The organism is Curtobacterium sp. NPDC087080 (genome assembly GCF_044745105.1).
Lineage (GTDB): Bacteria > Actinomycetota > Actinomycetes > Actinomycetales > Microbacteriaceae > Curtobacterium.
In genome coordinates this window covers 341,158-362,317 of record NZ_JBIUZP010000002.1, presented here as the reverse complement: position 1 = coordinate 362,317, position 21,160 = coordinate 341,158, and the positions used below count along the sequence as shown (strand labels likewise).

The following is a 21,160-nucleotide window of genomic DNA, read 5'->3' as shown; positions in this document are numbered from 1 at the left end:
ATCGTTTTGTGTCGAGGACGAGCATCACACAGGGCGCAACCGCTCGCCACGGGCGAAGGTCACGAACGAGTAACGGTTACCGGTCCGATCGAGCCCCGGACGACCAGCTCGCCGCGGAGTCGCTCGACCCCGGCACGCGGCGTCTGCGGCGCCTGTGGCGCGGTCAGCGCGCCCGTCTGCTCGAGCGCGCGGCGGACGGCGGCGCGCCCCATCTGCTCGTGCGGGAGCGCCACGGTGGTCAGGCCCGGTCGCAGGGCTGCCGCGACGATCTGCAGGTCGTCGATGCCGACGACGGACAGGTCACGTCCGATCCGCATGCCGCGCTCCTCCGCGACCTGGTACACGCCCATCGCCATCTGGTCGTTGAAGGCGAAGACCGCGGTCGGGCGCTCACCGGCGTGCTCGTCGGCCGCCTGCGACGGTGCGGGCCCGAACAGTTCCGTCGCCGCCCGGTGCCCGGCCGCAGCGTCCGCGACCTCGCCGGCCGCACGCACCACCACGGGAGTACGGCCGGCCTGGACCAGGGTCCGCTCGTACCCCTCGACCCGGCCCGTCACGGCGGGACCGGCACCCTCGACCGTCAGGTGCGCGATGCGCCGGTGGCCGGCCTCGAGCAGGGCACGGACCGCCGTCACGGCGATGTCCTGCTCGTCGGGCACCACGGACGGCACCGGGGCCGCCGGATCGAAGGCGTCGAGCAGCACCGTCCGCGCCGGGTCGAGCGACCTGGGCAACCGGATGACCCGGTTCGACGCCGACGCGAACACCACCGCGTCGACCTGGCGCTGGATGAGGGCGTCGATGCGTGGGTCGTCGAACTCCCCGGCCGCGATGTCGACGATCATCAGGACGTGGTCGTGTGCGGCGGCCTCGGCCTGCGCCCCGACGATGATCTTCCCCGCGTAGGGGGTCGACGCGATCTCCTCGGACACGAAGCCCAGCACGGCTCGTCGGTCGGTCCGCATGGCGCGCGCGATCGGGTTCGGGGCGTACCCGAGGCGTTCCACCGCCTCCTCGACCCGCAGGCGTGTCCGGGCACTCACGGTGCCCTTGCCGCTCAGGGCGTGCGAGACCGTCGTGATCGACACCCCGGCCTCGGCCGCCACGTCGCGGATGCTCGTCGATCGCGCCACGTGGTCTCCTGCCTCTGCCGTCCGGCTCGACGGCCCCTGGCGGGAACCACCCGAGGACCGCACGTGCTGAGCCTAGTCACGCACTCGGCGGACGCGGGCGCCGTGGAGGACTACCGCGGAGCGGGCGCGGCGAGGAACTACCGCGGAGCGGGCGCGCCGACGGCGAGCGCCGACGCCAGGGTCGCGATCAGACCGAGGCGGGCGAAGTACGGTCGCGACTCGACCGGCAGCAGGGCGATGAGGGCGAACGCGTCGGCCGCGGCCGACGCGATGCGGCCCTGCTCCGCCGGGGAGAGCGGCACCCCGGCGACGACCAGGGTCGCCCACCCGACGATCTCCGCGGTCGGCAGGTCCGGGTCGCAGACGCTCGCACGGTCGACGCCGTCGGGCAGCGTGGCCGTGTGGTGCGCGCGCAGGGCGGCGTCGAGCTCGTCTCGCATCCGTCCACCGTAGAGAGCGACGCGGCGCCGGTCCCAGGGAACCGGGGGACGTCGCTGCCCGGTCGCCGGGTGGGCTCCCGGCTCGCCCGGGTTGAGTGGACCGGTGCAGCCATCATCGGAACCGACGCAGACCCCGGCGGACGGCACCCTGCTGTCCCTCGTCTACGCCAGCCGCGCCGTCGTCGGCTTCGGACTCGACGACCTCGACGACCTGCTGACCCATGCCCGCAGCGCGAACGCGAGCGTCGGGGTGACCGGCCTGCTGCTGTTCCGTGACCACCGGTTCCTGCAGCTGCTCGAGGGTCCCGCCACCGCGGTCCGCGAGAAGATGGCGTACATCGCCGAGGACCCGCGTCACGACCAGGTCACCGTGCTGCTCGAGGAGCAGGTACGGTCCCGCCAGTTCCCCGACTGGTCGATGGGGTACGCGGCCGAGGCCACGCTGCAGCGCGCTGCGGTACCCGGTCACCGCACCACCTTCGACGACCTCGACTTCCTGCCGGACGACCACGGCGGGGCGCCGGACCTGGCCGCGGTGCGGGAGCTCCTGCAGTGGTTCCGGCAGGACCGCACCGACGGCGGTCCTGACGCCGGCACGGCACGCGCGCGCTGACGCGGTCCTGAGCGACCCGGTCCGGACGGGAGGCACGGTGCCGGCCCGCACCGCGCCTCCCGTCCGGCACCACGCCGGTCCGCAGCGTGCCCCGGCGACCCGCACGTGCCTCCCGTCGGCCGCGGCGGACGTCCGCGGCAGAGCGCTCAGCGCAACCAGCGGTACTCGTACTCCGGCCGGCCCTGCCCGCGGTGGCGGACGTCCTTGCCGACCTGCCCGGCGGCGGCCAGGTGCTCGAGGTACCGACGGGCGGTCACGCGCGACAGCCCGGTCGTCTCGGCGACCTCCGAGGCCGACCCGCCGTCCGGCCGCTCGAGCAGTGCGTTGCGGACCACCCCGAGCGTCTCGGGCGCGATGCCCTTCTCGTGGTCGACCGGTGCCGCCGGGCGCAGGGTCCCGAGCCGCTGGTCGATGTCGGCCTGCGTGAGCGCGCGACGGTCCTCGAACCCGCGCCGGAACTCGCGGTACGACGTCATCCGGTCGGCGAACGACCGGAAGCTGAACGGCTTGACCAGGTACTGCACGACCCCGAGGGCGATCGCGTTCCGCACCGCACGGACGTCGTGCGCGGCGGTGACGGCGATGACGTCGACGGCGGACCCGGCACCGCGCAGGGCGCGGACCAGCTGCAGGCCGTGGGCGTCCGGCAGGTTGAGGTCGAGCAGCACGAGGTCCGGGCGCTCCGCGGCGACCGCGGCGAGCATCTCCCGGCCGGTCCCGACGGTGCCGACCACCGCGAAGCCGTCGAGCCGGGCGACGTAGGCGGCGTGCGCCTCGGCGGTCAGGGGCTCGTCCTCGACGACGAGGACCCGGATCGGCGCGGTCACGAGGGCACGCGCCCGGCGGCGAGGTCGACCGTGAACGTGCTGCCGTCCGGCCCGGTCGTGACGTCGACGGCCCCGCCGATGCGGGTGAGGGTCGAGCGGACGAGGTCGAGGCCGATGCCCCGTCCCTCCGGACCCGCCTGCTTCGTCGACCACCCGCGCTCGTACACGGCGTCGACGTCGGCGATGCCGGGTCCGTCGTCGCGGACGACGAGCCGGACGTGACCGTCGACCCCGGGTCCTGCAACCCCGGAGACGGTGACCTCGACACGGCCCCGGTCTGCTCCGGGCCGGCGGCCGGCGACCGCGTCGACGGCGTTGTCCACGAGGTTGCCGAGCACCGTGATGACGTCGCCGGGGGCCGCCGGGACGGGGTCGAGCAGGCCGCTCGTGTCGGCGACGAGGTCGACACCGCGCTCGCCGGCCTGTGCCCGCTTGGCGGCGAGGAGGGCGTCGAGCACCTCGGGCGCGGTCCGAGCAGGATCGCCGTGGCTCGCGACCGCTCCGAGCCGCTCGACCTCGCCGTGCCGCTCGACCTCGCTGTGCCGCTCGGCCTCGCCGCGCCGCTCGACCTCGCCGTGCCGTTCGATCTCGTCGGATGCGAACCGGATCGCCTCGTCGACCCGGCCGAGCTCCATCAGGGCGACCACCGCGTGCAGCCGGTTGGCGAACTCGTGCGTCTGCGACCGCAGTGCGTCGGTGAGGGTCCTGGTGGCGGCGAGTTCGCCGGACAGGTGCAGCAGGTCGGTCTGGTCACGGATCGTCGCGACGGTGCCGAGCGGCCGGGTCGACCCGCGCGGGAACGCCATCTCCTGGTTCACCACGAGCACCCGGTCACGCGTCGCGTACGTCTCGTCCACGGCCCGGTCGCCTGACGCGAGCAGGGTGCGCAACTCGTCGGGCACGTCGAGCGCGGCGAGCGGGATCGACTCCTGGCGCTCCCCCGGCGCGGGCAGGTGCAGCAGCTCCGCGGCGCGGTCGTTGTGGAGCACCACCGCGCCGGACCGGTCCACCACCACGAGTCCCTCGTGCACCGAGTGGAGCACGCCCTCGTAGGACGCGAAGACGCGAGCGAGCTCCTCCGGCCCCCGCCCGGCGGTGACCCTGCCGAGGTAGCGGCTCAGCAGCCACGAGAAGAGCGCGGCCACCGCGACGACGGCCAGCGCGAGCAGGACGACCGAGGTGAGCCGGGGCACGAGGGCGGTCGAGATGTTCGCCACGGTGACCCCCGCGGCGACGAGTCCGACCACACGCCCGTCGGCGTCGGTGATGGGCGTGACGGCCCGCACCGAGGGACCGAGCGTCCCCGCGAACGTCTCGGTGAAGGTCCGTCCGTCGAGCGCGGGCTGGACCGTGCCGCGGAACGGCTTGCCGATCTCCGACCGGTCGGGGTGGGTCCACCGGGTGCGGTCCGGCGCCATGATCGTGATGAAGTCCGTGTGGGTGCGCCGCATCAGGTCGAGGGCATACGGCTCGAGCCGCCGGGACGGGTCGGCGGTGTCGACCTGCTCGAGCACGAACGGGTTGCGGGCGATGGACACCGCGACCGCGGTGGACTTCTCCGCCGCGTCCGCCTCGAGGTCACCGCGCGCCGAGGCCCAGCTCCAGGCGCCGCCGACGGCGACCCCGACGACGACGAACAGCAGCTGGAGCGCGAAGAGTCGCGCGGCGATGCTCCACCGACGGGGTACCACTGGGCTGCCTCCTCGCTCCGTTGCGGGACGACCATCCTCGCGCACGAGTGCCCGTCCGCGCAGCCCGCCGTGAACGTTGTGAACACAAGTCGATCCGGTGGGCCGGTGCGCGCGAGGGTGTGTGCGTTCCCCCGAGGACGAGCCGACCGGAGCGACGCCGCCCCGGTCCTGACGACAAGGAAGTCTCATGGCATCGACGCACTCGACCACCGCCCGCCCCCGGCGTCGCGGTCTGGATCGCTCGCACTGGCTCTACATCGCGGTCATCGTGGCCGTGCTCGCCGGCATCGTGGTCGGCCTGACGGCCCCCGACTTCGCGGTCGGGCTCAAGCCCGTCGGCGACGGCTTCATCGCGCTGATCAAGATGATGATCGCGCCGGTCATCTTCTGCACGATCGTGCTCGGTGTCGGCTCCATCGCGAAGGCGGCGACGGTCGGCAAGGTCGGCGGCCTGGCGCTCGGCTACTTCATCGCGATGTCCACGTTCGCCCTGGCGATCGGTCTCGTGGTCGGCAACCTCATCCACCCGGGCGACCACCTCGACATGTCGAAGGCCACGTACGAACTGCCGGCCGGCACCGAGGAGAATGCGTCGTCGACGTCCGGGTTCCTGCTCGGGATCATCCCCGCGACGCTCGTGTCGTCCCTGACCAGCGGCAGCATCCTGCAGACCCTGTTCGTCGCGCTGCTCGTCGGCTTCGCGCTGCAGGCGATGGGCGAGAAGGGCGCGCCGATCCTCACCGGCATCCGGCACCTGCAGGCCCTGGTGTTCCGCATCCTCGCGATGGTCATGTGGGCCGCCCCGATCGGCGCGTTCGGTGCCATCGCCGCGGTCGTCGGTGCCACCGGCGTCGCGGCGCTCGTCGCCCTCGGGACGCTCATGGTCGCGTTCTACATCACCTGCATCGTGTTCGTCGTCGGTGTCCTCGGTCTGCTGCTCCGCATCGTGACCGGCGTCAACATCTTCCGGCTCATGAAGTACCTCGGCCGCGAGTACCTGCTCATCGTGTCGACGTCCTCCAGCGAGGTCAGTCTGCCGCGCCTCATCGCGAAGATGGAGCACCTCGGCGTCTCGAAGCCCGTCGTCGGCGTCACGGTGCCGACCGGCTACTCGTTCAACCTCGACGGCACCGCGATCTACCTGACGATGTCCTCGCTCTTCATCGCGAACGCCCTCGGCACGCCGCTGAACATCCCCGAGCAGATCTCGCTCCTGGTCTTCATGATCATCGCCTCGAAGGGCGCCGCCGGGGTCACCGGTGCCGGACTCGCCACCCTGGCCGGCGGTCTGCAGGCGCACCGCCCGGACCTCGTGAACGGCGTCGGGCTGATCGTCGGCATCGACCGGTTCATGTCCGAGGCCCGCGCCCTGACGAACTTCACCGGCAACGCGGTCGCCACCGTGCTGGTGGGGACCTGGACGAAGCAGATCGACAAGCAGCAGGTCGAGCGGGTGCTGTCCGGTGCGGCGCCGTTCGACGAGCGGACGATGCCCGCCGACGACCACGGCGGTCCCGCGGCCCAGCAGCCCGAGCGGATCTCCACCGAGGCCGTCCGCACCATCGTCGAGCCGGAGCGCTCGACCACCGGCCGCCGGTAGCCCCCCCTCCCCCTTCCACGAGGAGATCGACGATGATCACCAACCCCAACCACACGCGTCCCGCCCCGCACACCGTCCCCGGCTCACCCCGTGTCGCCCTGGAGGCGTGGGTCGCCCGGATCGCGTCCCTCACCTGCCCCGACGCGGTCGTCTAGTGCGACGGGTCGGCCGACGAGACCGCCCGCCTGACCCAGCAGCTCGTCGACGAGGGCAAGCTGATCGCCCTCGACCCGGAGCTCCGGCCGAACAGCTACCTCGCCCGATCGGCACCCGACGACGTCGCCCGGGTCGAGGGCCGCACCTTCACCTGCTCCCGCACGCCCGAGGACGCCGGCCCGACGAACCACTGGCGGGAACCGACCGCGATGCGCGCCGAGCTCGACGAGCGCTTCGCGGGGAGCATGCGCGGCCGCACCATGTACGTCGTGCCGTTCTCGATGGGACCGGTGGGCGGCCCGATCTCGCAGCTCGGCGTCGAGGTCACCGACTCGGCGTACGTCGTCCTCAGCATGGGCATGACGACGCGACTGGGCCCCGAGGTGCTCCGCGCGATCGACACCGGCGTGCCGTGGGTCGCGACGGTGCACAGCGTCGGGCACCCGCTCCGGGGCGACCGGGGCGTCCCGGAGCCGGACGTCGCCTGGCCCTGCAACGACACGAAGTACATCGTGCAGTTCCCGGAGACCCGCGAGGTCTGGTCGTACGGCTCCGGGTACGGCGGCAACGCCCTGCTCGCGAAGAAGTGCTTCGCGCTCCGGATCGCCTCGGTCATGGGTCGCGACGAGGGGTGGCTCGCCGAGCACATGCTGCTCGTCCGGCTCACCTCACCCGAGGGTCGGGCCTTCCACGTCGCCGCCGCGTTCCCGTCCGCCTGCGGCAAGACCAACCTCGCGATGCTGCAGCCGGCCCTGCCCGGGTGGTCCGTCGAGACCATCGGCGACGACATCGCCTGGCTCCGTCCGGGTGCCGACGGACGGCTGCACGCGATCAACCCCGAGGCGGGGCTGTTCGGCGTCGCACCCGGCACCGGCCCCGACACGAACCCCGTCGCGGTCGCGACGATCGCCGCGGACACGATCTTCACGAACGTCGCGCTGACCGACGACGGCGACGTCTGGTGGGAGGGGCTCACCCCCGGACCGCCCGCACACCTTGTCGACTGGACCGGCGCCGACTGGACGCCCGACAGCCCGACGCCAGCAGCGCACCCGAACGCCCGCTTCACCGTCTCGCTCGACCGTGTCCCGACGCTCGCCGACGGGTGGGAGCACAGCGTCCCGGTCGACGCCGTCGTGTTCGGTGGCCGCCGCTCGACGAACGTGCCGCTCGTGGCACAGGCACCGACCTGGGCCGAGGGCGTGTTCATGGGCGCCACCGTGTCGTCCGAGCGGACCGCCGCGGCCGAGGGCACCGTCGGCGAGCTCCGCCGCGACCCCTTCGCGATGCTGCCGTTCTGCGGCTACGACATGGCCGACCACTGGTCGCACTGGTTGACCCTGGGCGGACAGCTGGGCGCCGGCGCTCCGGCGGTGTTCCAGGTGAACTGGTTCCGCAGGGACGCGGACGGCGGCTTCCTGTGGCCGGGCTTCCGCGAGAACGCCCGCGTGCTCGAGTGGATCGCGCGCCGGGTCGAGGGCAGCGTGCCGGCGGTCGAGAGCCCGGTCGGCCTGCTCCCCGACCTGGACGACCTGGACGTGCGCGACCTGGACCTGTCCGAGGCGCAGCTCGACGCACTCTTCGCCGTCGACCCGGAGCCGTGGCTCGAGGAGTGCGACCTGACCGAGGAGTTCCTCGCCGGGTTCGCGGACCGCACGCCCCCGGTGTTCACGACGATCCTCGACGAACGCCGCGCCGCCCTGCACGCCGCCGTCCCCGTCCGGCAGGTCGCCTGATGGCGGCCGCCGCTCCGGCCGAAGCCGCGGTGTCCACCGCCGCCGAGCGTGCCCGGTTGCAGCACGAGTGGGACGAGAAGCTCGCCGCTGCCGAAGCGATGGTGCCGCTCATCGGTCGCCTGTACCGCCGGGACGACGTCGTGCCGTCGGTCCACGGCCGACCCCTCGTGGGGCAGTCCCCGATCGCGATCGTCAAGGCCCACCGGTCGAGCCGTCGCGTCGACGAGACCGAGCTGCCGGTCGCGACGAGCCTGGCGATCCTGACCGAACTCGAGACGATGGCGCTGTCGTCGGTGTCCGTCGACCTCGGCGACCTCGCGTCCCGACACCGACGCGACCGGCTGGGCAGCACCCTGCGCGAGTTCCTCGCCGACGAGTTCTTCCTGCGGCGCGGCACGGCGGACAGCTCGGCCCGCGACGCCCCACGCGACGTCGTCCTGTACGGCTTCGGTCGCATCGGGCGGATGCTCGCCCGGATCCTGCTCGAACGCGCCGGGGAGCACGCCCCACTCGTGCTGCGCGCCGTCGTCGTCCGACGTCGCGGTGCCGACGACCTGGTCAAGCGCGCGAGCCTGCTCCGGCGGGACTCGATCCACGGTCCCTTCGCCGGCACCGTCACCGTCGACACCGAGCGGGACACGATCACCGCGAACGGCACCCTCGTGCAGTTCGTCTCGGCCGACTCCCCGGACGCCGTCGACTACCGCGCGCACGGCATCGAGGACGCGATCGTCGTCGACACCACCGGCCGCTGGCGCGACGCCGAGGGGCTCGAGCAGCACCTGCGGGCACCGGGTGCCGCACGCGTCCTGCTCACCGCACCGGGCGGGGGCGACGTCCCCAACGTCGTGCACGGCATCAACCACGACACGATCGGCGACGACCCGGTCGTGAGCGCGGCGTCGTGCACCACCAACGCGATCGTCCCCGTGCTCAAGGTCGTGTCCGACGCGTACGGCATCGTGCACGGACACGTCGAGACGGTGCACTCCGCCACGAACGACCAGAACCTGGTCGACAACTACCACCCCGCCGACCGGCGCGGCCGTGCGGCGGGCCTGAACATGGTGATCACCGCGACCGGTGCTGCGAAGGCCGCCGAGAAGGCCCTGCCCGAACTCCGGGGCCGGCTCACCGGGAACGCCGTCCGCGTCCCGACGCCGAACGTCTCGCTCGCGGTCCTGCACCTGACGCTCGGTCGACCCGTCGGTCGCGACGAGCTGAACGGGGTGCTCCGGGAGGCCTCGCTCACGTCGCCGCTCCGTCGGCAGATCGACTACGTCGAGTCGCCCGAGATCGTCTCGACGGACCTGCTCGGCAGCCGGCGGGCGGGCATCGTGGACGGGCTCGCGACCATCGCGGACGGGTCCGAGCACGTGGTGCTGTACGTCTGGTACGACAACGAGTCCGGCTACAGCCGCCAGGTGCACCGGGTCCTGCAGGAGATGGCCGGAGCGGGACAGGGCCGGTGACCACCGGCGGCGCGGCGGCCACCGTGCCACGCCCCACCGCGACCTGAAACCGACTGCGCGATCAGTGCACTGGACGAGACCGTGGGGCGTACGGGAGGCGCGGTGTCAGCCGCCACCGCGCCTCCCGTCCGTCGGGTGCTTCCGTCGTGTGCGTCAGGCGACTGCAGCGGCGGGCACGGAGGCGGTCGCGACCCGCGAGGTCGCGTTGACGCGGGCCTGCACGATGGCGGCACCGAGGTTGCCGAGCAGGAGGAGGAGCGCGTAGTTCCCGCCCGTCCCGAGCCGGCTGACGTGGGAGATGCCCTTCGCGAGCGACCAGTAGTACCAGAACACGCCGAAGGGGCAGAGGATCCACCACGTCGTGATCGCATGCGCACCGGCCGCGTTCACCTCGCCGCGGGTCTTCGCGCACCAGACGATCGAGTAGATGCCGAACGTGATGATCGGGAGGAAGAAGACGGCAGCTGCAGAGCGCGGCTTCATCACCGAAGAGATTGTCATGTTGGCGACGCTAACGGCCCCTCGCCGCCACCGCTGCTCCCCCGTTCCGGGGTCCGCTGCACCGACACCACGTGGCTCGAGCGGCTCGCGGCGTCGGCTACCGGTCGCCGTCGCGGACGACCCAGCCGGTGAACGGCTCCTCGACGGTCTGACCGTGGCGTGCTCGGTCGAGGTCGGTGAGGAGCGCCAGTGACCGGCCGCGGGCACGGTGGCCGGTCGCGGCCCTCCGGGCTCGTTCGAGGAACCGGTCGGTCGCGTCCTCGCCGGCCATCGTCAGGGCGAAGACGACCTGCCGCCACGCGTAGGCCGCCTTCTTCCGCTGGCGGAGGCCGCGCTCCTGCTGCGCGGCGTACAGCTCCGGTTGCACGGTGCGGACGAACGCGGCGAAGGCGGCTGCCTCCCAGTCGATGGTGGCTCCGGCGTGGACGATGAGGGCGAGGTTGTGGGTGGTGAGGATCTGTGCCTGCTCGATGATGCTGCCGGCGACGGCGGTGGATCCCCACCTGCGGTCCGTCGTGACGCCGGCTCGACGACGTGCCTCCGCTGCGAAGGCCTTCTCCGTGGCGGGAGCGTGCACCCCGAGGCCGTAGTACCGCGCGTAGAGGTCGGAGCGGCCGTCGGCGACGAGGTCGTGGGCGATGCGTCCTGCGTCGACGAACGTCCTCGAGAAGCGTCCCGTGAAGATGTCCGCCGCGAGCTCGTACGTGACGGGCAGGGCGAGGTCCGCCTGCCGGTACAGTTCCGCGAGGACGCGGAGGAACGCGTTCGGGAGGACGGTCCCGGGGAACGACTCGACGGCGTGCTTGCTGAGCGTGTTCGCCTGCCGGAGGAGGCCGACCCCATCGGACCCCGTCGTCTCGGACGTCTCGGCGAGCGCCTGGTACCAGGGCAGCGCGGTCACCTGGACCTGCTTGCGGAGGTCCAGCAGCAGCACGGTCCGCCGGTTCTGGAACGCGGTGAAGGTCGCGGCGGCGAGCTGGCCGGCGGCCGGGTCGGTGTACCGGGCGGCGATGGCGGGGCCGGCGAGTTGCGGTGCGACCTCGGCGAGGCCTTCGGCGGACCTGATGATGCCGACGTGGATGAGCTGCCCGACGGGCGCGTGACGTGCCCGGTCGACGGTCCGACGCACGAACGGCAGGTGCTCGCCGGGCGTGCCGACGACGAGGTCGAGCGGTGTGGCGGTGAGCACGCCCGTGTGTGGGCGGAGGGCGTCGGCGGTGCCCTTCGCGAGGACTGCGTGGGACGGCTTCGCGGCGTCCTCCTGCTGAGCGCGCCGCAGTGTCCGCAGCGTCTCCGATCCGGGAGCGCCTCGCTTCGCGACGACGTCGGCGACGACCGTCCGAGCCCGCTGGACCTGCGTCCGGTCGCCGGCGAGCACGGCGCGGGTCGCGGTGAGGAGGATCTGCACGGTGGACCCGGGCTTCCGGTGCCGCGCCGGGAGGTCGTGCTCCTCGCTGAGGGCCTCGTGGACGTCGAGGAGGTCCTGCGCCCGCGACTCCCACCCGTCGGGGAAGGCCCGGCCGACGGTGCCGCCCCCGTCGCGGGTGCTCCACCAGAGACCGACGAGCTCGTCGGTGAACGGGTTCCAGATGGCGTTCGTCACGCGTTGCGCTTCGACCTGTCGGTGCGGCTTCTTCTGCTCGAGCGCGGTGACGGCGTCGCCGATGGTCGCGATGTGCACGCCGTCGGGTACGGGTGCGCGCAACGGGGTCGGGAGGAACTGCAGCTGGTCGGCGTACCGGCGGATGCTGTCGAGCACAGCAGCCGCTTCGGCGGGGTGGCCGGTGCGGAGCAGGTGCACGACGGTGAGCAGCGCCGCCTGCTCTGGGAGACGGACCTCGTAGCGCTGCTGGTCGAGGAGGGTGGCCAACCAGTTGAGACCGGTGTCGGTGAGCGCCCACTGGAACAACGCGGCGCGGGTGGCGGGGATGCCGTGCTCCGCGGCGAGCGCCTGCTCACTGTCGGTGAGCGGGCCGGACGCGGCGGCGTGACCCGTTGCGAACCCGCCGCGGATGATCTCCGGGGTCACCCACGCCGGCATCCCCTTCGTCGGGACCGGGATGCCGACGGTGATGCGGCCGGCCTCGATGCCGGTGATGGCCTCGAGGATCTTCGCCGTCCGACGGTCGCGGTGCGCGTCGAGGGCTCGACTCAGCTGACCCCGCAGGTAGGCCGGTGCGGACATGACGATGGTCCCCCTCGTGGTGGTGCTGTCAGCCGACGTGGCAGGTGCTGCCCCTGCGCCCTCCGGATCCAGAGTCCGGTGCTCTGCTGCTGAGCTACACGCCGATGGGGTTCATCGTGCCAGAGCGCGTCCGTGCCGTCGCGCGCTCCGCCTCCAGGATTCGAACCCGGACCTAACGGCACCAAAGGCCGTCGTGCTGCCGTTACACCAAGGCGGAACGCACCGGACGGGGTGGAGCCCGTCCGGTGCCCGTCCATCCTCCCACGGCCCGGACGCTGGCCGCGCGCGACGGCTTCGGCCAAGATGGAGGGATGCCGCAGCAGGACGAGGTCGACCGGATCGTCGCGGCGTGGGGTCGGGAGCGGGCCGACCTGGACTTCGGACCGCTCGAGGTCCTGTCCCGGGTCGACCGGCTCGCCCGGCACCTCGACCGTGCGCGACGGGCCGCGTTCGACGCGAGCGACGTCGAGCCGTGGGAGTTCGACGTGCTGTCGGCGCTGCGGCGGGCTGGCGAACCGTACGAGCTCAGCCCGAAGTCGCTGCTGCAGCAGACCCTGGTGTCGAGCGGCACGATGACGAACCGGGTCGACCGCCTCGCAGCACGGGGGCTCGTCAGCCGACGCACCGACCCGCGCGACGGCCGGGGCATCCTCGTGTCCCTCACGGCGAGCGGCCGCGCGGCCGTGGACGCCGCGATCGCGGACCTGCTGGTGGCCGAACGGGCGATCCTGTCCGAGTTGTCCGACGACGAGCAGGGGCAGCTGTCCGGGCTGCTCCGGCGGCTCATCCTCGGGCTCGGCGACTGACGACCGAGCGACGGACCGGGTTTACCAGGTCCACACGTTCGACCGGGTCGACCGGGTCCACGCGTTCGACCGGGTCGACCGCGGCGTAGCCTGCCGGGCATGCACGCCATCACCCTCGCCGTGGCCGACGTCGGACGCTCGGCTTCGTTCTACCGCGCGCTCCTCGGCAGCGACGGCAGCGGCGTCATCGGTACCGAGTACCCGTCGAGCGAGACCGAGGCCGGCGGCACCACCGCGATGTTCACGCTCGACGACGGCCTGATCGTCAGCGTGTACGGGCGCGAAGACATGCGGAAGGACTCCGGTGTCGCACTCGCCGACGCGCCGAGCACGACCATCGGGCACTTCGAGCCGTCACGGGAGGCAGCGCAGGCGTTCCTCGACCGTGCCGCAGCGGCCGGAGCGACGATGCTCGCGGCGCCGTACACACGGCCGTGGGGCATGTGGTCCGGATTCTTCCAGGACCCGGACGGCCACCTCTGGGAGGTCGTGGCGAACCCCGGTGGCGGTGACCCGGCGGAAGCGCACCCCGACCAGGACACCGTCGCCCCGGAGTCGGTCGAGTAGCGGGTACCGGACCCGCGGGCCGCCGGCTACACCCCGAGCGTCTCCGCCACTTCGAGCCAGCGCTCCTCGAGCTGCTCGACCTCGGCGTCGAGCGCCCCGAGCTTCGTCTGCAGCGCCCCGAGCCCCGCGTAGTCCGACTGGTCGTGCGCGGCGAACGCGTCGAGCAGCTCCTGCCGGTCCTGCCCTGCCTTCGCGATCTTCCGGTCGAGGGCCGACATCTCCTTCTCGGCGGCGCGACGGTCCGCACCCGACAGACCGGGTGCGGCAGGGGCGCTGGACCCGACCGCAGTGCCACCGGAGCCGCCTGCCGGAGCCGTGTCGGGCCTCCCGGCCGAGGCGGCGGCAGCTGCAGCCGCCGTCTGCGGGACGGACCCGGACGCCCGCAGTCGCATGTACTCGTCGACGCCGCCGGGCAGGTGCCGCAGGTGCCCACCGAGGACCGCGTACTGCTGGTCGGTGACGCGCTCGAGCAGGTACCGGTCGTGGGAGACGACGAGCAGGGTGCCCGGCCAGGTGTCGAGCAGGTCCTCCATCGCGGCGAGCATGTCGGTGTCGAGGTCGTTCGTCGGCTCGTCGAGGATCAGCACGTTGGGCTCGTCGAGCAGGATCAGCATGAGCTGCAGCCGGCGCTTCTGCCCACCGGACAGGTCCTTGACCGGCGTCGAGAGCTGCTCCGAGGTGAAGCCGAGCCGTTCGAGCAGCTGCGAGGGCGTCATCTCCTTGCCGTCGGCGACGTAGCTCGTCTTCTTGCGGGCGACGACCTCGCGGACGCGGTCGTCGGCGAACTGCTGCAGGTCGGCGAGCTGCTGGTCGAGCACCGCGACCTGCACCGTCTTGCCGGTCTTCACGCGGCCCTCGCTGGGCTGCAGCTTGCCGGACACCAGGTTGAGGAGGGTCGACTTGCCGGCACCGTTCGGCCCGAGGATGCCGGTCCGCTCCCCCGGTGCGATGCGCCACTCGACGTCGCGCAGGATCACGTCGTCGCCGAACGAGACACCCACGTCGAGCAGGTCGACGACGTCCTTGCCGAGCCGGGCGGTCGCCATCTGCGACAGGGCGACAGTGTCGCGGATCGGCGGCACGTCGTCGATCAGGGCGTTCGCCGCGTCGATGCGGAACTTCGGCTTGCTCGTGCGCGCGGGGGCACCACGGCGGAGCCAGGCGAGCTCCTTGCGGGCCAGGTTCTGGCGGCGCTGCTCGCTCGCGGCCGCCTGCCGGTCACGCTCGACGCGCTGCAGGATGTACGCCGCGTAGCCGCCCTCGAAGGGGTCGACGACACCGTCGTGGACCTCCCACGTGGCGGTCGACACGGCGTCGAGGAACCACCGGTCGTGCGTCACGACGACCATGCCGCCCTGGTTCGACGACCAGCGGCGATTGATGTGGTCGGCGAGCCACTGGATGCCCTCGACGTCGAGGTGGTTGGTCGGCTCGTCGAGGAACAGGACGTCCCAGTCGCCGACGAGCAGCTTCGCGAGTGCGATGCGCCGTCGCTGACCGCCGGAGAGGTCGTCGACCGTGGCGTCCCACGGGATGTCCGACACGAGCCCGCCGATGATGTCGCGGATCTTCGGGTCGCCGGCCCACTCGTGCTCAGCGAGCTCGCCGACGACGATGCTGCCGACGGTCGAACCCGCGGGCAGGACGTCACGCTGGTCGAGGTACCCGACGGTCAGGCCGCGTCGGTGGGTGACCCGCCCGGCGTCCGGCTCGAGGCGCTGCGCGAGCAGGGCGAGCAGGGTCGACTTGCCGTCGCCGTTGCGGCCGACGACGCCGATGCGGTCACCCTCGTCGAGGCCGAGGGTGACGCTGTCGAAGACGACCTTGGTGGGGAACTCGAGATGCAGGTTCTCGGCGCCGAGGAGATGAGCCACTCGTCAAGGGTAGGCGGCCCGGGCGGGTGCGGGCGCCGCGGGCGCCGCGGGGTGCGGGCGGGGTGGCCCCGGTGGTTCGGTGGCGTTCGGTGCTCCGGCACAACGTGCGGCACGTCGCGCCACGAGATTCCACGGCGCGACGTGCTTCCGGTTGTGCAACGGCCGGCGGGGCAGCAGCTGCGGCCTGGAGGCGCGGCTCAGCTCCCCCGGGTCTGCTCGCCCTCGCCCGCGGCCTCCTTGGCGCGTCGCAGTCGCGCCTGCGCCTCCCAGTACTCGATCTCGCGTTCGAGCTCGGCGAGCTCCTGCTCGGTGCCGTTCACGCGCTTGTCCCCGTGGGCGGCGCGGGCGTGGCCGATGCTGGCGTAGCGGTCCTCGTGGCGGTTCGGCTCGATGTAGCGGCCGTGGTTCCGGTCGTTCGCGCTCCAGTCGTGTCCGACGGCGAACCACACGATGCTGCCGACCACGGGCACGAAGATGCAGATCAGGACCCACGCGAACTTCGGGAGTCCGCGGACCTGGTCCTCGCCCCGGGTGATGATGTCGATCAGGGCGAAGACGAGCAGCACGATCCCCGCGCCGTACAGCAGAACGCTCATGGATCCGGAGTCTATGGATCGCCAGGACGCCGGACCATGCCCTGATCGGGTGGCGCGGTCACGATCGGGCGTCGGTCTCCTGCGGGCTCGTTCAGGAGCACCGGTCGGTGTTCATCTCATTCCGTTCACAGCGGGACCGCTTGCACGGCGGAGCGTACGAGCACGCTCACGGAGTCACAACGCGGCGACCCACTCGTCGGTGCCGTCGGTGAACTCCTGCCGCTTCCAGATCGGCGTCCGCTCCTTCACGAGGTCGATCAGCGCGGCGCAGGCGGCGAAGGCCTCGGCCCGGTGCGGCGAGGACACGGCCGCGGCGAGCGCCACGTCCCCGATGCGCAGCGCGCCGACGCGGTGCAGCACGGCGAACCGGACCTCGGGGTGCGCGGCCGCGATCGAGCGGGCGACCTCGGCGATGACGTCACCCGCGCTCGGGTGCCGTTCGTAGTCGAGTGCGGTGACGCCCTTGCCCTCGTCGTGGTCGCGGACGACCCCGGCGAACGTGACGACGGCGCCGTCGCGGTCGGTGGTCACGGCTGCCGAGACCTCGTCGACGGTGATCACCCGGTCGACGACGTCGGCGACGACGACCCGCCCGTCGGTCCCGTGATCGCCGGTCCCGTGGGCGTCGGGGTCGCGGTCGCCGCTCACGAGGCGCTCCGGGGCGCGTGGCCCTCGCCGTGCAGCTGGGCGAGCACGTGGTCGAGCACGCCGTCCAGCACCGCGAGGCCGTCGGCGACACCACCACGTGACCCCGGCAGGGTCACGACGACCGTCCGACCGCCGGCGATGCCCGCGACCCCGCGGGTCAGCAGCGCGGTCGGCCCCGCACCGGCGAGACCGCGACGACGGATCTCCTCGGTGATGCCGGGCAGCTCCAGGTCGATCAGCGGAGCGACGGCCTCGGGGGTGCGGTCGGTCGGCGTGACGCCGGTGCCGCCCGTGGTGACGACGACCTTCGCGTCCGCGAGCAGCTCGACGGAGACGGTTTCGGCGATCGGGCCGCCGTCGGGCACGATCGTCGGCTCGGCGACGGCGAACCCCCGCTCGCGCAGCCACGCGGCGATCACGGGCCCGGTGCGGTCGAGCGTCGGGTCGGTCGACGCCTGCGTGGAGACGACCACCACGCCGGCTCGGCCCCTGGTGGGTTCGGACGTCATCGGTTGCTCCAGTCCCCCGAACGCCCGCCGTGCTTCTCGAGCACCCGGACGTCGGTGATCACGGCCGTGCGGTCGACGGCCTTCACCATGTCGTACACGGTCAGTGCCGCCACGCTCGCCCCGGTCAGGGCCTCCATCTCGACGCCCGTCCGCGAGGTGGTGCGGACGGAGACCTCGATGCGCACGCGGTCGCCGTCGCCGACGATGTCGACCTCGACGCCGGCGATCGGCAGCGGGTGGCAGAGCGGCACCAGGTCCGAGGTCTTCTTGACGGCCATGATCGCCGCGATGCGGGCGGTGCCGATCACCTCGCCCTTGGGCAACGACCCGTCGAGGATGCGCTCGACCACGTCGGCGCGGGTCACGAGCGTCGCGGTGGCCGTGGCGGACCGGGCGGTGACGTCCTTGTCGGAGACGTCGACCATGTGCGCGGTGCCGTCGGCGCGGACGTGCGAGAGCTCGGCGTCACGCACTCCGGCGGTCGAGGGGTCGTCGGTCATCGGAGGCTCCAGACGGTCAGCGGGTCCCCCGGTTCGACGGAGTCGGTGCCGAGGGGGACGTGGACGAGGTGGGTGGCTGCGGCGAGGTGCGCGAGCAGGTGCGAGCTCGGCCCGCCCACGAAGTGCACCCGCCCGTCGGCGACGCGGCCGCGGCGGACCTGGTGCTTGCCGACGGGCGAGGTCGCCGACTCGGCGGCCGGCAGCTCGGCGGTCGGGCGGTCCGGAGCGCCGACGGCCGCCGCCAGCACCGGGCGCAGGAACACCTCGAAGGACACGAGGGCGGACACGGGGTTCCCGGGGAACGCCACGACGGGCACCCGTCGACCGGCGAGCTCGACGAGTCCGAGGGCCTGGGGTCCACCGGGCTGCATCGCGACCGGGGTGACGGCGAGGCCGCGCGGCTCGAGGACCTGGCGCACGACCTCGTACGCTCCGGCACTGATCCCACCGGTGGTCAGGACGAGGTCGGCCCAGTCGCCGGCGGCCGACTCGAGCCCCGGCAGGAACGCCTCGGCCGCATCGCTCAGCTGCACGCGGCGCACCACGGCACCGACCTCGGCCAGGGCCGCACGCAGCGCCACTCCGTTGGCGTCCCGGATGACCGCGCCCGCAGCGTCCGAGCCGTCGTCGTCCTGTTGGCCGCCGTCGGCGAGCTCGCTGCCCGTCGACACGACGAGCACCCGGACCGGGCGCAGCACGGACACCGCGCCGACTCCCGCCGACGCCAGAGCGCCGAGGAGCGCCGGGGTCACCGGGGCTCCGACCGGCGCGAGCTCGGCGCCGAGGGCGACGTCGCTGCCGACACGACGGACGAACGTGCCGGCGGTCGTGCCGTCCGGCACGGTGAGCACGTCGAGTCCCAGCGCCGCGGGGAACGCGCCGGGCGGTGACGCCTCGACCGGCACGACGGCGTCTGCGCCGTCCGGGATCCGCGCCCCGGTCATGATGGGCGCTGCGGTCCCGGGCGCGAGCGGTGCCGGGACGGCTCCGGCGGGGATCGGGTCGACCACCCGGACGACCTGGCCGGCCTCGGTCGAGCGCACGGCGAACCCGTCCATCTGACTGTTGTCGAACACGGGCAGCGGGACGGGTGCGGTCACCGCACGCGCGAGCGTCCGGTATCCGCGACCGGCGCCGGCACCGTCCGCCAGGGCGTCGAGCGTGAGCACCTCCGGAGCCCGCGGAGCGAGCACGGGTGCGAGGAGCGCGGCGACCTCGTCGCGGTGCTGACCGATCGTGCGCACGCAGGCCTCCGAACATCGTGGGATGCCCCGTTCCCGGTCGACGCCGGAGGGGCGTCAGTAGCGTATCCAGGGCGCACCACGCGCCGAGGACATCCGGAGGACCTGTGGAGGACCACGTGACCACGACCGAACCTGTGGACGGAACGACGGCTCGCATCGGGGTGATCGGGGGCTCCGGCCTCTACCGCCTGTTCGAGGAGGGCACCGCCGACGAGATCACCGTGGACACTCCCTACGGCCCGACGTCGAGCCCGATCACGGTCGGCACGATGGCCGGCAAGCGCGTCGCGTTCCTCACCCGCCACGGCCGCGAGCACTCGGTCGCGCCGCACCTGATCAACCACCGCGCGAACGTCTGGGCGCTCCGGTCCCTCGGCGTCCGGGCGATCGTGTCGTCGAGCGCGGTCGGCGGCCTGCACCCGGACTACGCCCCCGGCACGTTCGTCGTGACCGACCAGCTCATCGACCGCACCTCGGGCCGGAAGGACACCTTCTTCGAGGACCAGGTGCAGCACCTGTCCTTCGCCGACCCGTTCGACCCGGTGCTCCGTCGCGCCGCCGTCGACGCCGTCGCCGCGCTCGACGTGCCGTACAAGCCCACGGGCACGTGCGTCGTCATCCAGGGCCCGCGGTTCTCGACCCGGGCGGAGTCGATCTGGATGCGCGAGGCCGGCGGCCACACGATCAACATGACGATGACCCCGGAGGTGCCGCTCGCGGCCGAGCTCGGCATCGGCACGGTCAACCTGTCGTACGTCACGGACGCGGACGCCGGCCTGGCGCCCACCGAGGACGAGGCAGCTCGGTCCACCGAGGCCCCCGTCACCCACGGCGCCGTGATGGAGCGCCTGGCCCGCGCGAACGAGGTCATCGTCCGCGCCATCGGCGACGTCGTCGCCGCGCTGCCCGACGACTACACCCCGCGCGAGCTGGTCCCCGCGACGGCCAGCGAGAGCGTGCTGCGGAAGACGGTGGACGCATGAGCCGCCTGCTCGTCACCGGCGGCGCGGGCTTCATCGGCTCCGCGATCGTCCGCCGCGCCCTCGCCGAGGGCCACGAGGTCCGCATCCTCGACTCGCTGCGCGACGACGTGCACGGCGACCCCGCCGAGGTCGTCCGTGCCCACGAGCAGCAGGGCCTGTCGTTCGTGCACGGTGACGTCCGCGACCGCGCCGCGCTCGAAGCGGCACTCGAGGGCGTCGACGTCGTCTGCCACCAGGCGGCGAAGGTCGGCCTCGGTGTCGACTTCCAGGACGCCCCCGACTACGTCTCGTCGAACGACGCCGGCACCGCGCACGTGCTCGCGGGCATGGACCGGCACGGCATCGGCCGCCTGGTCGTCGCGAGCTCGATGGTCGTCTACGGCGAGGGCGCGTACGAGACCGCCGACGGCGAGCCGATGCGACCACCGGCACGCCGGCGCGAGGACCTCGACGCCGGACGCTTCGACCCGATCGGTCCCGACGGCCGTCCCCTCGTGCCCGGGCTGATCGACGAGTCCGCCGCCCTGGACCCCCGCAACGTGTACGCGCAGACGAAGGTCGCGCAGGAGCACCTGGCCTCGTCGTGGGCCCGCGCGACGGGCGGCACCGCGATCGCCCTGCGCTACCACAACGTCTACGGCCCGGGCATGCCGTCGAACACCCCGTACGCCGGCGTGGCGTCGCTCTTCCGCTCGGCCCTGGCGCGTGGCGAGGCACCGCGCGTGTTCGAGGACGGCCGGCAGCGTCGCGACTTCGTGCACGTCGACGACGTCGCCGGTGCCAACGCCGCCTCGATCGCCGCGACGGCCGAGCTGCCCGCCGAGACCTTCCGGGCGTACAACGTCGGTTCGGGCGTCGTGCACACCATCGGCGACATGGCCGCGGCCATCGCCGGCCCCGACGGCCCGCAGCCGGTCGTGACCGGTGAGTACCGGTTGGGCGACGTCCGGCACGTCACGGCGTCGTCCGACCGGATCCGGTCGGAGCTCGGTTGGCAGGCGAAGGTCGACTTCGAGCGGGGCATGCGCGACTTCGCGACCGCCCCGCTCCGCGCGGCCGTGCAGCGCTGACGCAGCGCG

At 72.9% G+C, this 21,160-nt stretch carries 19 protein-coding genes, 2 tRNA genes and 2 pseudogenes; 8 read left to right on the top strand and 15 right to left on the bottom strand.

Features of this window, described 5'->3' with window-relative positions; genetic code table 11:
* Nucleotides 1-59: 59 nt before the first annotated feature.
* Nucleotides 60-1,133: a LacI family DNA-binding transcriptional regulator gene (locus tag ACIPEQ_RS05980; protein WP_402714465.1), complete on the bottom strand. Its 1,074-nt coding sequence runs from the start codon at nt 1,131-1,133 to the stop codon at nt 60-62.
* 137 nt (nt 1,134-1,270) lie between these two features.
* Nucleotides 1,271-1,573, bottom strand: a complete 303-nt coding sequence (locus ACIPEQ_RS05975) for a hypothetical protein (RefSeq protein ID WP_126890227.1) — start codon at nt 1,571-1,573, stop codon at nt 1,271-1,273.
* A gap of 103 nt (nt 1,574-1,676) precedes the next feature.
* On the opposite strand from ACIPEQ_RS05975, the gene ACIPEQ_RS05970 reads away from it, so the two are divergent.
* Nucleotides 1,677-2,186 carry a BLUF domain-containing protein gene (locus ACIPEQ_RS05970; RefSeq protein WP_161972558.1) on the top strand — a complete coding sequence of 170 codons (510 nt, stop codon included), beginning with the start codon at nt 1,677-1,679 and terminating at the stop codon, nt 2,184-2,186.
* A 146-nt stretch (nt 2,187-2,332) separates the two neighbouring features.
* Here ACIPEQ_RS05970 and ACIPEQ_RS05965 read toward each other — a convergent pair whose 3' ends face one another.
* Both ACIPEQ_RS05965 and ACIPEQ_RS05960 read right to left on the bottom strand, forming a co-directional pair.
* On the bottom strand, nt 2,333-3,013 hold the full coding sequence (locus tag ACIPEQ_RS05965; RefSeq protein WP_402714464.1) for a response regulator: 681 nt from the start codon (nt 3,011-3,013) through the stop codon (nt 2,333-2,335).
* The gene (locus tag ACIPEQ_RS05960) at nt 3,010-4,704 is read right to left on the bottom strand and encodes an ATP-binding protein (RefSeq protein ID WP_402714463.1); all 1,695 of its coding nucleotides are present in this window, start codon (nt 4,702-4,704) and stop codon (nt 3,010-3,012) included. Before ACIPEQ_RS05960 ends, ACIPEQ_RS05965 begins: the two co-directional genes overlap by 4 nt.
* Before the next feature lie 187 nt (nt 4,705-4,891).
* Here ACIPEQ_RS05960 and ACIPEQ_RS05955 point away from each other — a divergent pair, with 187 nt between their 5' ends.
* The 3 genes and pseudogenes from ACIPEQ_RS05955 to ACIPEQ_RS05945 all read left to right on the top strand — a co-directional run bounded on the left by ACIPEQ_RS05955 (nt 4,892) and on the right by ACIPEQ_RS05945 (nt 9,668).
* The gene (locus ACIPEQ_RS05955) at nt 4,892-6,304 is read left to right on the top strand and encodes a cation:dicarboxylate symporter family transporter (protein WP_402714462.1); all 1,413 of its coding nucleotides are present in this window, start codon (nt 4,892-4,894) and stop codon (nt 6,302-6,304) included.
* A 32-nt stretch (nt 6,305-6,336) separates the two neighbouring features.
* Nucleotides 6,337-8,196 (top strand): annotated as a pseudogene (locus ACIPEQ_RS05950) (phosphoenolpyruvate carboxykinase (GTP)).
* The gene (locus ACIPEQ_RS05945; protein ID WP_402714461.1) at nt 8,196-9,668 is read left to right on the top strand and encodes a glyceraldehyde-3-phosphate dehydrogenase; all 1,473 of its coding nucleotides are present in this window, start codon (nt 8,196-8,198) and stop codon (nt 9,666-9,668) included. The pseudogene ACIPEQ_RS05950 and the gene ACIPEQ_RS05945 overlap by 1 nt, the downstream one beginning before the upstream one ends.
* 153 nt (nt 9,669-9,821) lie before the next feature.
* On the opposite strand, the gene ACIPEQ_RS05940 is transcribed toward ACIPEQ_RS05945, so the two are convergent.
* The 4 genes from ACIPEQ_RS05940 to ACIPEQ_RS05925 form a co-directional block, all read right to left on the bottom strand.
* Nucleotides 9,822-10,169, bottom strand: coding sequence for a DUF4234 domain-containing protein (locus ACIPEQ_RS05940; protein WP_250368394.1), 348 nt, complete (start codon nt 10,167-10,169; stop codon nt 9,822-9,824).
* A gap of 97 nt (nt 10,170-10,266) precedes the next feature.
* Complete coding sequence (locus ACIPEQ_RS05935) at nt 10,267-12,354, bottom strand: hypothetical protein (RefSeq protein WP_402714460.1); 2,088 nt, start codon at nt 12,352-12,354, stop codon at nt 10,267-10,269.
* A gap of 32 nt (nt 12,355-12,386) precedes the next feature.
* Nucleotides 12,387-12,458 (bottom strand) — tRNA-Gln (locus tag ACIPEQ_RS05930).
* A gap of 41 nt (nt 12,459-12,499) precedes the next feature.
* Nucleotides 12,500-12,571, bottom strand: a tRNA-Gln gene (locus tag ACIPEQ_RS05925).
* 94 nt (nt 12,572-12,665) lie between these two features.
* Between ACIPEQ_RS05925 and ACIPEQ_RS05920 the strand changes: the two genes are divergently transcribed.
* Both ACIPEQ_RS05920 and ACIPEQ_RS05915 read left to right on the top strand, forming a co-directional pair.
* Nucleotides 12,666-13,160: a MarR family winged helix-turn-helix transcriptional regulator gene (locus ACIPEQ_RS05920; protein ID WP_402714459.1), complete on the top strand. Its 495-nt coding sequence runs from the start codon at nt 12,666-12,668 to the stop codon at nt 13,158-13,160.
* A 99-nt stretch (nt 13,161-13,259) separates the two neighbouring features.
* Nucleotides 13,260-13,727, top strand: a complete 468-nt coding sequence (locus tag ACIPEQ_RS05915) for a VOC family protein (protein WP_402714458.1) — start codon at nt 13,260-13,262, stop codon at nt 13,725-13,727.
* 26 nt (nt 13,728-13,753) lie between these two features.
* Here ACIPEQ_RS05915 and ACIPEQ_RS05910 read toward each other — a convergent pair whose 3' ends face one another.
* From ACIPEQ_RS05910 to glp, 7 genes and pseudogenes are all read right to left on the bottom strand, one after another.
* Nucleotides 13,754-15,076: an ABC-F family ATP-binding cassette domain-containing protein gene (locus tag ACIPEQ_RS05910; protein WP_402714807.1), complete on the bottom strand. Its 1,323-nt coding sequence runs from the start codon at nt 15,074-15,076 to the stop codon at nt 13,754-13,756.
* 56 nt (nt 15,077-15,132) lie between these two features.
* Nucleotides 15,133-15,601: pseudogene (locus tag ACIPEQ_RS05905) on the bottom strand (ATP-binding cassette domain-containing protein); the annotation flags it as partial.
* A 197-nt stretch (nt 15,602-15,798) separates the two neighbouring features.
* Nucleotides 15,799-16,197: a PLD nuclease N-terminal domain-containing protein gene (locus ACIPEQ_RS05900; protein WP_402714457.1), complete on the bottom strand. Its 399-nt coding sequence runs from the start codon at nt 16,195-16,197 to the stop codon at nt 15,799-15,801.
* A gap of 174 nt (nt 16,198-16,371) precedes the next feature.
* Nucleotides 16,372-16,845 (bottom strand): molybdenum cofactor biosynthesis protein MoaE, encoded by a 474-nt coding sequence (locus ACIPEQ_RS05895; protein ID WP_402714456.1) that lies wholly within the window; start codon nt 16,843-16,845, stop codon nt 16,372-16,374.
* Nucleotides 16,842-17,354: a molybdopterin-binding protein gene (locus tag ACIPEQ_RS05890; protein ID WP_209679838.1), complete on the bottom strand. Its 513-nt coding sequence runs from the start codon at nt 17,352-17,354 to the stop codon at nt 16,842-16,844. The genes ACIPEQ_RS05895 and ACIPEQ_RS05890 overlap by 4 nt, the downstream gene beginning before the upstream one ends.
* Nucleotides 17,351-17,854 (bottom strand): cyclic pyranopterin monophosphate synthase MoaC, encoded by a 504-nt coding sequence (gene moaC / locus ACIPEQ_RS05885; protein WP_402714455.1) that lies wholly within the window; start codon nt 17,852-17,854, stop codon nt 17,351-17,353. Before moaC ends, ACIPEQ_RS05890 begins: the two co-directional genes overlap by 4 nt.
* A complete protein-coding gene (gene glp, locus ACIPEQ_RS05880; protein WP_402714454.1) occupies nt 17,851-19,098 on the bottom strand; it encodes a gephyrin-like molybdotransferase Glp in 1,248 nt (415 codons plus the stop codon). Before glp ends, moaC begins: the two co-directional genes overlap by 4 nt.
* Nucleotides 19,099-19,214: 116 nt before the next feature.
* On the opposite strand from glp, the gene ACIPEQ_RS05875 reads away from it, so the two are divergent.
* Both ACIPEQ_RS05875 and ACIPEQ_RS05870 read left to right on the top strand, forming a co-directional pair.
* The gene (locus ACIPEQ_RS05875; protein WP_402714453.1) at nt 19,215-20,081 is read left to right on the top strand and encodes an MTAP family purine nucleoside phosphorylase; all 867 of its coding nucleotides are present in this window, start codon (nt 19,215-19,217) and stop codon (nt 20,079-20,081) included.
* On the top strand, nt 20,078-21,151 hold the full coding sequence (locus ACIPEQ_RS05870; protein ID WP_402714452.1) for an NAD-dependent epimerase/dehydratase family protein: 1,074 nt from the start codon (nt 20,078-20,080) through the stop codon (nt 21,149-21,151). Before ACIPEQ_RS05875 ends, ACIPEQ_RS05870 begins: the two co-directional genes overlap by 4 nt.
* The last annotated feature ends 9 nt before the right edge of the window (nt 21,152-21,160 follow it).

What these genes read in the sequence shown, in the direction of transcription:
- ACIPEQ_RS05890 (WP_209679838.1), bottom strand. Translation starts at nt 17,354, where the DNA reads ATGACGTCCGAACCCACCAGGGGCCGAGCCGGCGTGGTGGTCGTCTCC.
- ACIPEQ_RS05900 (WP_402714457.1), bottom strand. Translation starts at nt 16,197, where the DNA reads ATGAGCGTTCTGCTGTACGGCGCGGGGATCGTGCTGCTCGTCTTCGCC.
- ACIPEQ_RS05940 (WP_250368394.1), bottom strand. Translation starts at nt 10,169, where the DNA reads ATGACAATCTCTTCGGTGATGAAGCCGCGCTCTGCAGCTGCCGTCTTC.
- ACIPEQ_RS05955 (WP_402714462.1), top strand. Translation starts at nt 4,892, where the DNA reads ATGGCATCGACGCACTCGACCACCGCCCGCCCCCGGCGTCGCGGTCTG.
- moaC (WP_402714455.1), bottom strand. Translation starts at nt 17,854, where the DNA reads ATGACCGACGACCCCTCGACCGCCGGAGTGCGTGACGCCGAGCTCTCG.
- ACIPEQ_RS05920 (WP_402714459.1), top strand. Translation starts at nt 12,666, where the DNA reads ATGCCGCAGCAGGACGAGGTCGACCGGATCGTCGCGGCGTGGGGTCGG.
- ACIPEQ_RS05910 (WP_402714807.1), bottom strand. Translation starts at nt 15,076, where the DNA reads ATGGTCGTCGTGACGCACGACCGGTGGTTCCTCGACGCCGTGTCGACC.
- ACIPEQ_RS05935 (WP_402714460.1), bottom strand. Translation starts at nt 12,354, where the DNA reads ATGTCCGCACCGGCCTACCTGCGGGGTCAGCTGAGTCGAGCCCTCGAC.
- ACIPEQ_RS05915 (WP_402714458.1), top strand. Translation starts at nt 13,260, where the DNA reads ATGCACGCCATCACCCTCGCCGTGGCCGACGTCGGACGCTCGGCTTCG.
- ACIPEQ_RS05870 (WP_402714452.1), top strand. Translation starts at nt 20,078, where the DNA reads ATGAGCCGCCTGCTCGTCACCGGCGGCGCGGGCTTCATCGGCTCCGCG.
- ACIPEQ_RS05945 (WP_402714461.1), top strand. Translation starts at nt 8,196, where the DNA reads ATGGCGGCCGCCGCTCCGGCCGAAGCCGCGGTGTCCACCGCCGCCGAG.
- ACIPEQ_RS05975 (WP_126890227.1), bottom strand. Translation starts at nt 1,573, where the DNA reads ATGCGAGACGAGCTCGACGCCGCCCTGCGCGCGCACCACACGGCCACG.